Source organism: Archangium sp., from assembly GCF_057119385.1.
Window position 1 is genome coordinate 1 of the sequence record NZ_DBNGVP010000120.1, and the last position, 15,611, is coordinate 15,611.

The window sequence follows — 15,611 nt, forward strand, 5'->3', positions numbered from 1 at the left end:
TTCTCTTGGTTTTCACGCTGGACGGCAGGGGCAAGCGTGAGATCGGCATTCTCATTCACCTGGAGAATCCCGGTGTCGTCCGCTACGTGGGCTCGGACTTCTGGCCCGACCCGGCTAACGGCCATCCCTATATCGTGATGGAATTCGTGCCGGGCGACACGCTCTTTGCGTTTGCCTACGGCCAGAATCCATCGGCGCGGAAAGCGACGCGCATCGTTTTGGAAGTGGCGGTGACGCTCGGGGAGGTACACGCGGCGGGCGTGTTTCACCGGGACGTGAAGCCGGAGAACATCCTCATTCGGGAAGGGAGCGAGAAGCCGATCTTGATTGATTTCGGGATTGGTTCTCTTGCTGGTGCCCCGACTGTCACCGGCTCGCAGCTCCCGCCCGGGACAGAGGAATTCCGCTCCCCTGAGCAGATCCGGTTCCATCGCGCCAATCCAGACGGCACGGATCAATACGAGTACGGGCCCGCCGACGAGATGTGGGCGTTGGGCGTGGCCTATTACTGGCTGCTGACGGATGAGCTGCCTTTTGGCGAGCGCACGGATGAAGGTGGGCTGGATGGACTGCGCGAGCGCATCTTGACGCACAGGCCGGATGCGCCTCACGTCGTCAATCCGCGCGTGCCGCTGGCAGCCTCGCTGCTGTGCATGAGGATGCTTGCTGAGCGACCGGAGGAGCGTTTCCCGGTGGTTGCGACGCTGTGCGCGGCTTTGAATGAGTCCCTGTCCACCGCGGAGAGCGACGCCACCTGGGATGTGCCGCTCGGGGACCCGGACGATCCGCAGCTCACCACCACGGCCGAGGACCCGGAACGGCAAGAGGCGAGCGAGCAGCGGCGTGCGTTTCTAAGGCTGAGGAAGCAACGCCCCCGGCGCGGGCGTCCCCTGCCGAGAAGGGACCGGGTATTCCTCCTGCCCGAGCAGATGGCAGCCCCACGGGTCCCGCCAGCAGCCGCACACCCGGACGAGTTTCCCAAGGTGGACGCTCCGGGCGTGGCCGCGCCCGCTGGGGGGCACGAGCCGCCCGTTCCGAGCGCCCCGGTGCCGCCAGCTCGCGAACTCGAGCCCGCCACCGCCACTCACCAACCCCGTCGCACCGCGTGGCGCCTGGGGCTCGCTGGGGCCGCGCTGCTGGTGGCCGTCGTTGCCCTGTCCGTGGGCGCGAACCTGGGGGGGCCTGGCTCTACAGGTCGCACCAGCGAGGCAGGGCTGGAGGTGCCGCTACCGTCCACGTCCCCCGCCACCAGCGCAACCGATGCAGGCGTGCGCGGTCGTGAAGTGGCGCCCGATGCAAAGGCGCTGGAATCTTTCCCCGGAGGAGACGCGACACCCGTTGGGGCCCAACTTCCCGCGTCTACCGCTAACGCCATGCTTCGCACGTCCGCTCAGACGCCCAAGAACGAAACGCCGAAACCGCAGACGCAAGGTGCGGGGTTCCGCTTCCCGGTGAAGCCCGCAGCCGTGGCGGTCTGTGCGCTGCTCGATGGGGGATGCACCGCGCCCGCTTCCCAGGTGCGCCCCGAGCCCCCCTCGATTACGTGCCCCCAGGGATGGCAGCAGACCCACGAGCGATATCGCGTTAGCTGGGGCGGCTGGGGCACGGTGAACGGGTACACGGGGGAGCCCGGAGAGGCGGCCAGGGTGAAGGATGGCCCCGCTACCCTCCAAGTAGGTATCGTCGGGAGCGTTGGGAGTTTGCCTCACGGCACCCTGCTTCTGGGAAGGTTGCAGCTTGGGGACGACCGCCTTTACGGCGCCTTCACCGAGGCAAAGATTCCAGGCGTGGGGACGCTCCCCGTGTGTTTGGCTGTTGGCCTGGACGAAAAAATGCCCTTCAAGGACGAGCACGGCAAACGGTTCTTTTGCCCCCCTGGCTTGGGCACTTGCCTTACTCCTGGAAGCAAGCCCGGCACTGCCAAGACACCCTCGCGCATTCCTCTCGCTCGGCCCACCGGGCAGCCCTGATTATTGCCGTGCCCTTTGGAGGTTGAGTTTCCGTGCTGCCTTCGTCTCCTGGTGCCCTCCTGGTGATTGCCCTCCTCTCTGGTGCCGCGCAAGCCGCAGAACCGCCACCCGTCCCCCGCTGCGCCGCGACAGCTCGCTTTGACTTGGCCACAGGCGCCCCGGAGGGAGCGCCGGACGTGTGCGCGAGCGCGGACGAGACGACGACCTTCGTTTTTGACTCCCGCGTCGCTGTGGGGGCGGTGGAGTTTCAGCGAGGGGAACGCCTCGCGCATTGGGCACTCGGGCAAGACGGGCTGAGTCTCTACGCCACTCCCAGGGCGGACTATCTGCCAGGGGAGCGGGTAAAGGCGACAGTGCGCTTCGCGGATGGCGCGGCACCAGCAAGCACGAGCTTTTGGCTCGTGGGCCATGCGGCAAAGGGGACACGCCGGGTGGAGGTGTTCCGGCAGCCGCGCCCGCCCGAGGTGCTCAAGAAAGAGCGTGACGAAGCACAGGCCGAAGCGCGCCAGTGCCAGGAGGACAAGGCGCGGCTGCTGGCCGCACGAGAGGGGCCGGGCGGGCTCATGGGGGCCGCATGGCTGGAGGTGGCTGGGAGCCTCGCGTCTCTGCCCCTTGACGGGGAGTTGAAGCAACATCCGGCCAACGCGCTCGGGTGGGATAGAGCCTGGAGCTACAGCTACACCCGCACGGGTGAGGCCCGACCGGCAAGCGTGGCAGTGCGGCTGCGCCTGTCCAACCCCGGCGCCGAGCCCTGGACGCTGGCGGGGGCGGTGCTGGTGGACTCGGCGGGGGAAGAAGTGGCGCTTGCCGCGTGGCAAGAAGCCCCCATCGCGGCGGGCGGCGCCGGTGCGGTCGTGGTGGGCACTGCGCGAGAGGCCGCGCAGCTCGGATGCCCCTGTACCCTCAAGCTATGGGAGCCCAGCGGACCGCGCACCGTCACCCTTGGGGACGTCACATTCCCGGCCGTCGATAAGGCTCGGCGCGACGATGGTGCCGCCACCCCATGATGCACTCGGGCATTGCATGGCCGTCAGGCGTTCGCGACAGGCAACGTTGCTCTACGGGACGCGCACCAACAGCACGAGGTCGGTGCGCACCACTCCCCCGCAGCGAGTGCCTTACCCGTTTCTCCTCGCGCGTGTCCATCAACCAACACCCATCTGTCACCAGGGAGATTCTGGCTTGTCATCCTCCTTTCAGGTCAGCCGCCTGTCCCTCTGTTGAATAAGGAGGGATCGCATTGACCGCTGTGAGGCGAAACCGGAAGTGGACACATCCCCTATGCGGTGAGAGTACAGACAAAACCTAGCAACTCGGCCCCCTCACAGCATCTACGGGCACACTCCCCATCACCGCTCTCCACTGCTGTTTCACCCAAGCCAGCCAGTCGGTCAGCCAAGCGGCCTGCCTCATCCACCGCGAGGCCACCATCCACCGAGAGCAAGTGAACCAGAGATTCCCGATTCGCGTTGGGTCTCAGGCCAGTGAAATAGAGCTTCGGTCCCTTCACAGTTGCATAGAGTCCGATACCTGCACCGAGTTCTCGCACCCGTTTCGCGACCATTTCATTGGAGACCTCGACCATCTCCACTGGCCGATCAACAATAGAATCCACGATCCGCTTGGAAGCACCAAGCGATAGCTTGAGTTCACGACGAAGAAGATGAACGAGATCCACCGAGCGCGGATCGTCCTTCCAGCCAGAGAATACGAGTTGAATGGGGCTCATTTCACACGGACTCGAATTGGGCGAGGCGTGTGACCGGGGCGCGCTCCGGTCGTTCGCGTCGCACCTAGAATGATGACTTCGCTTGCACCACGTGATCGCCCGAACTCACGGATAATCTCACCCATTTCCTTCAAACCGCTTGTTCCGGCTCCCTGACCCTGAATGTGGGCCTGATCAAGCGTGATCGTCCCCTCATCGATTCCGACGTTGCCCATGATTCGAATTTCACCATTCTCGCCTTCTGCAACAATCTCAATCACCCCCTCCTCTTCCGTGACCTCAGTAATCCTCGGTCCAATCTTCGCATCTTGCTGAGCCTTGGTGTTCTCATTGAACAGCGACGTGAACGATAACGATTCCGTTTCAGGCACGGGTCGCGTTTCAGGCACGGGCCTTACCTGGGGACGACCCCTCTTCTCCGCGTAGGTATCCAACGCCTCTTTGATGGCGAAGCCCACCACCACCACGCCCGCGACGATCACCGCCCCCACGATGATCTCCGGTGCCGCCAGCACGCAGACCCCGAGCCCCATTGCAGCGGCACCGGCGGAGGCCACCGCGCATCGCCCCGTGGTGTCGTGGAACTCGATCCGGTCATGGTCGAGCGCATGAAAGCACCGCTCCGCCAGCACGGGCCAGGGCTCGGAGGCTTCGCGGACGGCGCAATGCCCCCCGTCCGTCCAGGGCAGCGTCGCCGCGCGCTGGAGGTTGGCGAGCCTCGGATCCCGGGCCGCTGGCTCTCTTGGGGTGGGCGGTGTCGTTGTACAGGCTGAGAGAAAGAGCAGAAGTGCGAAGCACGCTCGGAGACGCATAGTAGGGTCTTCCATTCGGTCTAGGACCCAGCAGGTCCTGGCGGGGCCGCTCGGAGTATGGAAGCGCGCCCCGACATTCACGAGCGCACGCGAGGGGAGCGGCAGGGGGCCAGGGTGCAGCAGCCGCAGTTCGGGCCATGGTGAGCACCAACGCAGCGCGCAGTTCGAGCACGGTGCAGGGCCCCACAGCGCGAGCTTGCACGCCCCAGCCTCCCCCGGGCCGGTGGGACGGTGAGGCGCGAACATGGGACGCGCTAGAGGGCACCAGAGGGGCGGCTGCTGCGGCTCGGGTCTGGAGGAAGGGATGAGCAGGGCAACCTCTGCTCGGTCCTCTGGATGGCCTCCAGGGCGCTAGCCGTGCCAGTGTGCGCGCGCTCGCGGACAGTGCCGGAACAGGGAACGCTTGCCCGTGGTTGGAGCGGGAGCGAACTGCCCGTTCAGGACGGCCAGGGGAGCGGCGAGCCACACAGCCCGGGATGTCTAGCGGCGGGAGGTGGGCAGCCCCCGCCATGTTGCACGTATGTCGCAGGAGCGTGCGGAATGGACCGGAACGGGGCGGGACAGGAGGGGACGCGGCGGGATATCGACTCCCAAGCATTCCGGGCGGTTGCGAGGTAAGGGCGCGATTCTGCTGGGAGTTTCGCAACGCCCGGCGCGGGTTCGATTCCCACCGCCTCCACGTCCCCAGGAGGGCGAAGTGGCTCAGTGCTGGATGCGCGTGCCCAGCACCTGGAGGAAGCCGGCGATCCACTTGGGGTGCGCGGGCCAGGCGGGCGCGGTGACGAGGTTGCCGTCCACCACCGCGTCATCCACCGGCACCTGCACGTAGGTGCCCCTGGCCAGCGTCACCTCGGGGCCGCAGGCGGGGTAGGCCGTGCAGCGCTTGCCCTCGAGCACGCCCGCCGCCGCGAGCACCTGCAACCCGTGGCAGACGGCGGCGATGGGCTTCTTCGCCTCGGCGAAGTGGCGGACCACCTGGAGCACCTTCGGGTTGAGCCGCAGGTACTCCGGCGCCCGGCCGCCCGGAATCACCAGGCCGTCGTACTGCGAGGCCTCCACCTCCGCGAACGTGGCGTTGACGGCGAAGTTGTGGCCCGGCTTCTCGCTGTACGTCTGGGCGCCGTCGAAGTCGTGCACGGCGGTGCGCACCGTGTCTCCCGCCTTCTTGTCCGGACAGACGGCGTGGACCGTGTGCCCCACCGCCTGCAGGGCCTGGAACGGCACCATCACCTCGTAGTCCTCGACGTAGTCGCCCACCAGCATCAGCAGCTTCTTGCCCGCCATATGGTTTCCTCCGGGTTGAAGACCCGGGAGGAAATAGTACTGCGGGCCCGGGCTCGCGGACTACTCGCCGGCGAAGGCGCGCTGGATGAGGGCGTGGAACGGAGCGTGGCCCGGCAGCGTGCCGAACGTCTGTCCATGGGCACCGGCCAGCCGCGACTCGCAGAAGGTGTCCGAGACCTGCGTATTGCCGGCGCGGATGAGCAGGGAGGACTGCAGCGCCAGGGCGAGGCGCTCGACGATGAAGCGCGAGCGCGACTCGAGCGTGCCCAGGTCATCGAACTGCTTCGCCAGGCTCGCGGCCTCGGCGTCGAGCGCCGGATGCCCACCCCGGGCGGCGAGGATCTCCTCGAACAGGGCGTCGCGGCTGGCCGGCTCGCGGGTGACGGCGCGCAGCATGTCGAGGCACTGGATGTTGCCGCTGCCTTCCCAGATGGAGTTGAGCGGGGCCTGCCGGTACAGCCGCGCGAGGTTCGACTCCTCCACGTAGCCCGAGCCGCCGAGGCACTCCTGGGCCTCGTTGATGAAGGCGGGCGCGCGCTTGCACACCCAGTACTTGCCGATGGCCGTGGCGATGCGCCCGAAGGCCGCTTCCCTGGCGTCGCGGTGGCTCGCATCCACGGACCGGGCCACGCGCGCGGTGAGCACGGTGTGCGCCTCGGACTCGAGCGCCAGGTCCGCGAGCACGTTCATCATCAGTGGCTGCTCGATGAGCCGCTTGCTGAAGGCCTTGCGGTACCGGGCATGGTGGATGGCCTGCACGAGCGCCTGCCGCATCTGCCCGCTTGAGCCGATCATGCAGTCCTGGCGCGTGAGGGCCACCATCTCGAGGATGGTGGAGACGCCGCGGCCCTCCTCGCCCACCATCCAGGCGGTGGCGCCGTGGAACTCGACCTCGGAGCTGGCGTTGCTCCAGTCACCGAGCTTGTCCTTGAGGCGCTGGACGCGGATGGCATTGCGCTCGCCGTCCGGCGTGAAGCGAGGCAGCAGGAAGCACGACAACCCGCCCTCGGCCTGGGCGAGCACGAGGAACGCGTCGCTCATGGGCGCGGAGAAGAACCACTTGTGGCCCACGAGCGCATAGGGCTGTCCGGGCCCGCGGCTTCCGAGCGGATGGGCCCGCGTGGTGTTGGTGCGCACGTCCGAGCCGCCCTGCTTCTCGGTCATGCCCATGCCGAGCGTGACGCCCCGCTTCTGTGCCGCGGGGATGAAGCGCGGGTCATAGCTGGGCGAGCTCACGCGGGGCAGCCATTCGCGGGCGAGCTCGGGCTGGCGGCGCAGCGTGGGCACGCTGGCGTAGGTCATCGTCAGGGGGCAGCTCGTGCCCTGATCGGCCTGGTTGTGCAGGTAGAACAGCGCCATGCGGGCCACGTGGGCACCGGGCTTGTCCTCGTGGCGCCAGGCGAAGTTGGGCACGCCATGGGCCACGGCCTGCTCCATGAGGCGGTGGTAGGCGGGGTGGAACTCCACCTCGTCCAGGCGGTTGCCGTACCGGTCGAACGGGCGGAACCTCGGCTTGTTCTCGTTGGCGGTGAAGCCGAGCTGCATCAGCTCGCCTCCCACGAGGGGGCCGTACTTCGCGATGTCCGCCTCCGCCCAGCCGCCCCCCTCCCGGGTCACGGCTTCACGCAACACCGTGTCGGTGGCCCAGGCGTCGTACGTGAGCGGCGGGGCCTGATTCGTGACCTGGTGCGTGAGGAAGCCATCGGCGATGGAGCGGGGGTCGTTCCCCCTCGAAACGACAACGCCCCCGGGGGACAATCCCGGAGGCGGCGGTGCTCCACGGTGGGGCGGGAGTCACATCGTCGGCATGAAGATCTTCAGCCCGCTGCGGCCACCGGCGCCGAGCGTGTTGCGCTCGATGAAGTCACTCACCGAGGAGCGGCCGTCACCGGTGGTGATGGCCGTGTGGCCGTAGATGCTGCCCAGGCGCGACGAGGTCTTCTCCCAGGTGAGCACAAGGCCGGGAATCTTCAGCGCCTGCTCGAGCGACATGTTGACCTGCTTGAACTTGTCGCGGGGCAGGTTGTTGTCGATCTGGTTGCCGTTGCCCCAGACCTTGAAGCCGAAGGCGTTCTGGATGGCCTTGCTCACGCCGGTGGCGCACAGGCCCTGGCTGTTGTACCCGCCGATGCTCATCGCCGCCGCGCGGCCCGCGCTCGCGAGCTTGCGCATCGCGGGCGTCACCTGGCCCGGGCTCGCGGTGCCGTGGCTTCCCTGGACCTGTCCGCCGCCGCTCGTACCGCCGGTGTGGCCGCCGCCGCGCGGCCCGTGACCCCGGGTGGGCTGGAAGCTGTCGTTCCGGGCGTGGCCGGGGATGCGCAGCGTCTTTCCCGCGTAGATGAGGTTCGGGTTGGAGATGTTGTTGACGCGTGCCAACTCCGAGACGCTGGTCTTGAAACGGGAGGCGAGAGCCGAGAGGGTGTCGCCCTGGCGGATGCGGTAGTTGGACATGCGGATCTCCTGGACTGATTGTCGCGAGGTCCGTCCAGGAGTTGCGTCCGGATCTTCCACCCGGAAATCCTCAATGAATTCAGCGAGATGGGGCGTGACACGGGGATGGGTCGGGGGCGGATGCGACGTACCAGGCGCCCTTCTGCGCCGACGCGGCTCGGCACGTACACGCCGAGCCGCAACGGGCTGAACACCTTCGCCGTGACGTACACCCTGCCGGAGGGCCGAGTGCAGGCCGTGCGCGCCAACTTCCGCTTCGTGGACTCCAGCAACACCAACAGCGCCCCGTTCATCTGCAGCAGCGGCAACTACGACGACCACGCTGCTCGTACGGGGTTCCCCTTGCTTGTCAGCACCGAGGCATTCAGGGCGAAATTCTCCCAATACTGCCCAGGGGGGCGCTTCTTCATGTTTCTCACCCAGCTCGACCCACGAGCCGAGATCAAGGGCTCGCGGGATCCGCTCGGCCTGCAGGCCATCTGGTCTCACTTCGGCCGCGAAGTGGTCGGTAACCTCACAACGGTGACGCAGTCGCTGCGTGACTTCAGGACGCTGTTGTTCGGCTTCCACTTCGTCGAGCAGGCCATCGCGATGGGCAAGCGCCGGGAAGAAGAGCGCTGCGCGATGTTCCTCCAGTTCGAGCAGCTCGCGGCCTACAGCCTCTACGCCTCAGGTGTCATCGAGGATGGGGGTGCACCCATGCGCGGCATCAACCGCGTACGCGCGCGGCTCGATGCGAGCGATCGGGTCCATATCTCCGCGGAGCGCGAGCACCAGATCCTCGGTAACCAGAAGATCTACGGACTCTGGGGTCTCTACAGCTCCGCCGCGCGTGAATCCGGTTGGACTGAACCGGCCGAGCAACGACTCAACGACACCACGGCCCAACTCGCGGAGCGCATCTGGTGGCACGTGCTGAAGTCCCAGGCCCGCCGGATGGCAGAGGAGGTCCTCCACTTCCTGGGCAGGAACGCGCCCTTCGAGCCTCGGGGCCGCCATGCTCCGCTGGCTCGCGCGCTCTCTCGCGTTCTGACCCAACCCCTGGAGGGGGAGTTCCAGCGGTTCTTCGAGGACACGCTGGTGTGCAACCGTTTCGGACCCTCCTCCGAAAGAGGGCTCCAGGAGCAACTCTGGTCCCTCATCGAGCAGGCGAACGGCCGGAGTAGCCGCGCCTGGATACGAGGCTTCGATTTCACGGAGTTGCGAAAGCTCCTTGAGCTTTCCACCCAGGACTCCGCACTTCACATGTCACTCCACCACATCGAACGGGTGGAGCTCGTGCTCGCCGCCGTGGGCAGCCTCTTCCAGTACCTGCTCGCGAAGAATGGCCAACGCACGGACAACGTCGCGAAGGACGTCCGTCAGCGGTGGGGTTCCCGGCTCGCGCACCTCCTTCCGAGCAATCTGCGTGAGATCGAGGGTTTTCTGGCGGAGGCGGTGGGGCAGGAGTCCGCTGGCCGCGTCGTGGCCATGCAAGCGACGCTCGCCTCGGGTGAATACAAGGAGTTCTTCGTCGTCGCGGCCGAGCACAACGCCCAGGTGATGAAGGATCGCGGTGGCGCGCCCTGGCTCTCCGTGGAAGGAAACCGGCTCCGGGTTCGTATCAAGTCGGAGGTCTCCTGGCTGCCCGAACCCGATGAGCTGCCCGAACTCTGGGTGAACTCCTACTTCCTCAACAGTCTCAAGCGGGTGGGCGCCCAGGTCACCGGGAGGGCGGCATGAGCGCTCCCACTTCTGTTCTCAGCGATGTCTTCGGTGAGCACGTCCGCAAACGGCGGGTCGTCACGGGCGTCTTCACGACTTTCGCCTTCGACCCGAAGTTCTTCGAGGAGGAGGTCGTTCCGATCCTCTTCGATCGGACGCTTCCCACCGGTTCGGAGGCCCGCCTCGTGATGCTCGAGGATTCGGTCCGCGATACCCGCCTCGCCGTGTACTACGACCGCCAGGCGCTCCAACACCAGGGCTCTGCGAAGCTCGACATCCGCCGCATTCCCAGTTCACGCACGACGGGCTGCTTCCATCCGAAGCTCGTGCTGCTGTTGCTCGAAGAGGAGGGAGCCCGCTCGCTCCTTGTCGCCACCCTCTCCGCGAATCTCACCCGCTCGGGCTGGTGGCAGAACGTCGAGGCCGGGCATGTGGAGGTCATCGAGCAGGGGTCGCCTTGCTCCTTCCGTGCCGATCTCTTCCTGGCCCTACGACTCATCCGCGAGGCCGCGCCCGCCACCGAGCGGCATGCCGAGCTGGATGAAATCCACAAGTTCCTCCGCTACCAGGTCCCGGACGAGGAGCGCCGCACCCGGCGGATGGGTCCTCGCCTGTTCGTGGGGCAGAAGTCCCTGCCCGAGTTCCTTTGCGAGGCACTGCCCGTTTCTCCCGAGGGCTACAACCTGGAGATTCTCTCGCCCTACTTCGATGAGCAGGGAGCTCCGGCCCTGCGCGCCCTCGTCAAGGAGTTGAAGCCCCGGCAGGCGCGTGTCTTCCTGCCGCGCAAGGAAGACGGTACGGTCCGCTGCAGGAAGTCCTTCTTCGGTGCGGCGTCCGAGTTGAGCAATATGAGTTGGAGCACCCTTCCGTCCGACCTCCTGAGGCGAAGGGGCGAGGACGGAGAGCCCGCCTCTCGCTTCGTGCATGCCAAGGTGTACCGTCTCTGGAGCCAGAGCGAGGCCCGCCAGTTCATTCTCGTGGGCTCGGCAAACCTCACGCAGCAGGCCCACAGCCACTCGAACGCGGGCAATCTCGAAGCTTCCTTCCTCATTGAGGAGAAGGTGGAAGGCCGTCTCCAGTGGTGGCTGGAGTTGCCCGAGGGGCCCGCCCCGAAGCGTTTCCTCGACGATGTCGCCGAGGATGAGGCCGAGGAGGATGAGTCGCTTCAAGAGCTCGTGCTTCCCCTGGCGCTGGAGTTCTCATGGCTCACGCGGCTCGCCCGCGTCTGCTGGGAAGGTTCCGGGCCGTCACCCGACATCCTGCTCTCCCTCAACGGGGTGCCCTTTCACCCGCTCTCCGCGCTGCCTGCTCGCACCTGGGTGGAACTGCCCGCGGACATCGGGGCCCGGTTGCGCGAGCACCTGCTCTCCAGTTCCTTCGTCCATGCCTCGAAGGACGGGCGCACCTGCATCCTGCTCGTCCAGGAGGAGGGGATGGAGAACAAGCCATCGCTCCTGCACAACCTCTCGGTGGAGGACATCCTGCGCTACTGGTCGTTCTTCACGGATGAGCAGAAGTCCACCTTCCTGGAGGAAAAACTGCGGGCCACGAATGCCGCGCGTGAGCCGGCGAAGCAGGGCCGTGGGCCCGAGGCACCGAGCCTCTTCGACCGCTTCGCGGGCATCTTCCACGCCTTCCACCAGTTCGAAGCCCGCATGACGGATGCCCTCTCTCACGGGCGTGAGCATGAAGCAGTGACCCGGCTCTTCGGCGCGCGCCACGACTCGCTCGGTACCCTCGTGGAGCGTCTCCGGGAGGACAAGGCCTTCGACTCCATCCACCGCTACGTCATCTTCCTCACCGCACGACAGATGTTGCAAACCCTGGCTTCAAGCTTCCCGGACTTCTTCACCACGAATCGGGAGCGGCACCGGCAGCTGGAAGCCCTGCTCACGCCACTCGCGCAGCTTCGTGACACCCTCCAGCTCGGGGGGACGCCAGAGGAGAACGCCGCGTTCCTCGAATGGTTCGAGCGCGCCTTCCTCGCCCGGGCCCGTGAGGAGGTGGTGGCATGAAACCCATTCAGCCCCTCTCCCTGGAGAGCGCCCGGAAGCTCATCGACTTCAAGAGCCAGAATGTCTCGACCTCCGCTTCCATCGCGGAGACCCAGCTGGAGGGGGCCGTTGCCCTTCACAACATCCTCGCCCGGGAAGGTGTCGCCTACCTCGCCGACGAAGTGGGCATGGGCAAGACGTACGTGGCTCTGGGCGTGGTGGGCCTGCTGCGCCTCTTCCACCCGGAGCTGCGCATCCTCGTGGTGGCACCCACCACCAACATCCAACAGAAGTGGCAAAAGGAGCTGAAGAACTTCACCCGGAGCAATTGGCTCCATCGGGATCAGCGCATCCGGAGCGTGGAGGATCTCCCCTGCCGGCCCTACGCGAGCTGCGAGAGCCTGCTTGATTGGGGTCAGAAAGCCGCGGCGCGCCCGGAACAGGACTTCTTCGTTCGTCTCACCAGCTTCAGCCTTCCCCTCGGTGAGCAGGGACAGTCCTGGGAGGATCGCCGGGAGCGGCTCCGGAAGATCGCGCCCCACTTCCAGCCCGAGCTCTTCGATTTGCGCGGAGGCGGCGACAAGCAGCGCTTCAAGCGCGCCTTCGCCCAGACGCTGAACGGGTTGCTCCCGCATTACGACCTGGTCATCGTGGACGAGGCACACAACCTCAAGCACGGCAAGGATTCCCATTCCTCACGCAACCTCCTGCTGTCGCTGGCTCTTGGCAGCTACCCCCAGGAGCAGCTGGAAGGCGCCTCGCCGTATTACGGGCGCCGGTTCGATCGCGTGCTGTTCCTCTCCGCCACTCCCTTCGAGAGCGACTACCGCGAGCTATGGAGGCAGCTCGACCTGTTTGGTTTCGGGGATCGCGCTCGCGCCTTGATGGAGGAGGGGCTCTCGGATTCCGAGCGGGAGACCGTCGCGGCGCGCTTCCTCATCCGCCGTCTGACCGGTCTGCGCATCGCGGACAGCCAGCACACCAAGAACATGTACCGTCGCGAGTGGCGTAAAGGAGGATGCGAGAGCCCGGACCAGCCGCTCGACATCCCCACGGCGAAGCAGCGCCTCGTCGTCGCACTGGTGCAGAAGAAGGTGGCCGAGGTACTCAATCAATCGCGTTTCGGCGCGTCCTTCCAGATGGGCATGCTCTCCTCCTTCGAGAGCTTCTGGAAGACGGCGAAGCGCAAGGTGACTCCCGACGCCGAGGACACCAGCGCCTTCGATGGGAGCGAGCAGGCGCAGAACGCCACCGAGCGGGAGGGCATCGACACGCCCTCCGTCGACAAGCTCGCCGAGTCCTACCGGCGGCGCTTCGGGGAAGCGCTGCCACACCCGAAGATGGACGCCGTCGTCCGCAGCCTCGCCCACTGCTTCCCGTCAGGGGACAAGGCGCTCGTTTTCGTGCGCCGTGTGGCGAGTGTTCCGGAGATGCGCGGCAAACTTTGTCGCGACTACGATCGATGGCTCCTGGGAGAACTGCGCCGGAAGCTCGTGCCGGTGCTGCACGACGAGCTTGAGCAGGCCTTCCGGGGTTATGAGCAGGAGCGCACGCAAGCCCGGCAGTCCGACCGTATCGAGATGGATGGCCTGCCCACGGATACGCACCAGGAGGACGTTGCGGCAGACGATGTGGGTGGGAACGACACCTTCTTTTCGTGGTTCTTCCGAGGCGAAGGGCCGCGCAACCATCTCTCTGGCGCTTCGTTCCGGAAGAACCGGCTGATGAACGCGGGCGCCTCGTACTCCATTCTCTTCGAGGACAACTCGGTCATGGAGTTGCTCGGTACACGCGGCCCGGTCGTCGAAGCGCTCGCCCAGTCCTTGTGGCAGCCGGTGGAATGGGTTCGCACGGAATCACGTGCCCTGGCCTACGCCGCCTATCGTCGAGCGACTGGCCGGCAGACGAAGGGGTACCCGAGGCTCAAGGTGTTTCATGCCTATCAGGAGGCCGCGCTCCAACTTCTCGTGCGCTCTCCTCATGCCTCGACGCCTCGTGAGCTCTCCGCACGCGCGGATCTCATCCGGCGTGAAATGTTCAAGGGCTCGGATCTCGTGGCCGCGGCTCAAGTGCCCTCGGACTTCCCACCTCCGGATGAGCAGCTCGATACGCGCACCTTCTTCACCGAGCTACGCACGCGCTCGGTGCTCCGCGAGGAGCTATGGCCTACCTCCCGCGCGAACGGCTTCCCCGAGCAGTATCGGGAACAGGAGCAGCGGCGCCAGCTCCTTTCCTGCGTGGTTCGGCTGGGCCATGCGTCCATCGACCTGTGGGTGCTCGCCGTCAACAGGCTGGGGACGATGCGCCTGGGCCGTCAGGGCCGCGAGACGGGAGAGCGCGTGGACACCTATATTGAGGAGCTGTTGAACCTCCTCGAGGCGCAGCGGCTCCAGCCAGGGCTGAATGCCTGGCGCGAGCTGCACGAGGTGGCGCGTAATCATGAGCTCATCCTGTCCACGAATTTCCCGGAGGCACGGCAGGCGAGCATCCCGGAGCTGGCGCGTGTCTTCTCGCGAGCCCTGAGTGCACAGACCCCTGTCGGGGGCATGCATGGCGGAGTGAACAAGACACTCGTCACGCAGTTCCGCATGCCAGGTTATCCCCTCGTCCTCATCACCACCGAGGTGCTGCAAGAGGGAGAGGACCTCCACACCTTCTGCTCGCGAATCATCCACTACGGTATCAGTTGGACGCCGTCCGCCATGGAGCAGCGGACGGGTCGCATCGATCGCATCAATTCCCAGGTACACCGGCGGCTCGATGGTCGGCAGGCTCCCGCGGAACCCGGAGAGTTGTTGCAGGTGCAGTACCCCTATTTGGCGGAGACCGTGGAGGTCCTCCAGGTCGAACGTGTCTTCGAGCGCCTCAATCGTTTCCTCCGGATGACCCATCGCATCGCGGTGACACGTGATCTGGATTCCCAGCTTCACACCCGCGATGAGTTCGTCCGCACGCGTCGGGACATCGAGCCCATCACCGAGCGCTTGGTGACGGCGTTCCCCGTCAAGCCGGAGCTGCTCCAAGGGACGCGCGTCGTCCCGGAGGAACTGTTGGAGCACGGGGCGCGGCTGCTCACGCATCTCGACGCGCTCTGCACCGCACTGGAGCGGGAGAACCGCGTCCTCTGGCATTCGCGTGAACCGGGCCGGGCGGACCGTCATCTCACGACCTACGTGGCGGATGGCACGATGCTTCGCGCTGATGACCCGCGCTCCCAGGATGGGACGCGCGTCCGGCAACAGCCGGTGGTTCTGTCCCTACGACCCGCCTCGGTGGCGGGCTTCACCATGCTCCGGGCCGTGAGCCCCGTGGGTTGCGTCGAGCTCGATGGCGCCAGACGTCTCGAACTCGCGCGCAGCCAGGGGCGGTTCCCAGGTGTACGGCTGTGCGAGGTCTCAACGGGCGACGTGGATACCTACACACTGACGGCGGAGGCTGACCTGCTCTTCGACCCCACGTGGACGGAGGCCGAGGAACTGTTCGCCCTCATGTGCAACGTCAGCCTCGCGGCGGACGCAGCGGAGCGGATGCTGCTCGAGGAACAGGACGCGCCTTATTCGCAGTTCCAGGATGATCTTGGCCGGGAGGTCCGCCGTGCCTCGAATTAAGAAGCTCCTCCAGGCAAGCCGTTCCGACCCCGGTGCTGGCCCCACGCTCGAGTGGAGCG

Annotated in this window: 10 protein-coding genes; 5 read left to right on the forward strand and 5 right to left on the reverse strand. The window is 66.3% G+C overall.

Annotated elements, in window-relative coordinates:
* On the forward strand, nucleotides 1–1,970 hold a 1,970-nt coding region (locus AC16DP_RS29325), incomplete at its 5' end, for a serine/threonine protein kinase (protein WP_483956895.1).
* A gap of 62 nt (nucleotides 1,971–2,032) precedes the next feature.
* Entirely contained in the window at nucleotides 2,033–2,977 is a 945-nt protein-coding gene (locus AC16DP_RS29330) for a DUF2381 family protein (protein ID WP_483956896.1), read from the forward strand.
* A 272-nt stretch (nucleotides 2,978–3,249) separates the two neighbouring features.
* Here the strand turns inward: AC16DP_RS29330 and AC16DP_RS29335 are convergent, their stop codons facing one another.
* The 5 genes from AC16DP_RS29335 to AC16DP_RS29355 all read right to left on the reverse strand — a co-directional run bounded on the left by AC16DP_RS29335 (nucleotide 3,250) and on the right by AC16DP_RS29355 (nucleotide 8,246).
* Complete coding sequence (locus AC16DP_RS29335; RefSeq protein ID WP_329730577.1) at nucleotides 3,250–3,699, reverse strand: hypothetical protein; 450 nt, start codon at nucleotides 3,697–3,699, stop codon at nucleotides 3,250–3,252.
* On the reverse strand, nucleotides 3,696–4,331 hold the full coding sequence (locus AC16DP_RS29340) for a hypothetical protein (protein ID WP_414640749.1): 636 nt from the start codon (nucleotides 4,329–4,331) through the stop codon (nucleotides 3,696–3,698). The genes AC16DP_RS29335 and AC16DP_RS29340 overlap by 4 nt, the downstream gene beginning before the upstream one ends.
* A gap of 882 nt (nucleotides 4,332–5,213) precedes the next feature.
* Nucleotides 5,214–5,795, reverse strand: coding sequence for a DJ-1/PfpI family protein (locus tag AC16DP_RS29345; protein WP_329730576.1), 582 nt, complete (start codon nucleotides 5,793–5,795; stop codon nucleotides 5,214–5,216).
* A 60-nt stretch (nucleotides 5,796–5,855) separates the two neighbouring features.
* Nucleotides 5,856–7,553, reverse strand: coding sequence for an isovaleryl-CoA dehydrogenase (locus AC16DP_RS29350; protein ID WP_329730575.1), 1,698 nt, complete (start codon nucleotides 7,551–7,553; stop codon nucleotides 5,856–5,858).
* 36 nt (nucleotides 7,554–7,589) lie between these two features.
* The gene (locus AC16DP_RS29355; RefSeq protein ID WP_329730574.1) at nucleotides 7,590–8,246 is read right to left on the reverse strand and encodes a LysM peptidoglycan-binding domain-containing protein; all 657 of its coding nucleotides are present in this window, start codon (nucleotides 8,244–8,246) and stop codon (nucleotides 7,590–7,592) included.
* 120 nt (nucleotides 8,247–8,366) lie between these two features.
* On the opposite strand from AC16DP_RS29355, the gene AC16DP_RS29360 reads away from it, so the two are divergent.
* Genes AC16DP_RS29360 through AC16DP_RS29370 form a run of 3 tightly spaced genes read left to right on the forward strand, consistent with a single transcriptional unit; the run spans nucleotide 8,367 to nucleotide 15,552 of the window.
* Nucleotides 8,367–9,968, forward strand: a complete 1,602-nt coding sequence (locus tag AC16DP_RS29360) for a hypothetical protein (protein WP_329730573.1) — start codon at nucleotides 8,367–8,369, stop codon at nucleotides 9,966–9,968.
* The gene (locus AC16DP_RS29365) at nucleotides 9,965–11,965 is read left to right on the forward strand and encodes a phospholipase D-like domain-containing protein (RefSeq protein WP_329730572.1); all 2,001 of its coding nucleotides are present in this window, start codon (nucleotides 9,965–9,967) and stop codon (nucleotides 11,963–11,965) included. Before AC16DP_RS29360 ends, AC16DP_RS29365 begins: the two co-directional genes overlap by 4 nt.
* Nucleotides 11,962–15,552 carry a DEAD/DEAH box helicase family protein gene (locus AC16DP_RS29370; protein ID WP_329730571.1) on the forward strand — a complete coding sequence of 1,197 codons (3,591 nt, stop codon included), beginning with the start codon at nucleotides 11,962–11,964 and terminating at the stop codon, nucleotides 15,550–15,552. Before AC16DP_RS29365 ends, AC16DP_RS29370 begins: the two co-directional genes overlap by 4 nt.
* Nucleotides 15,553–15,611 lie beyond the last annotated feature (59 nt).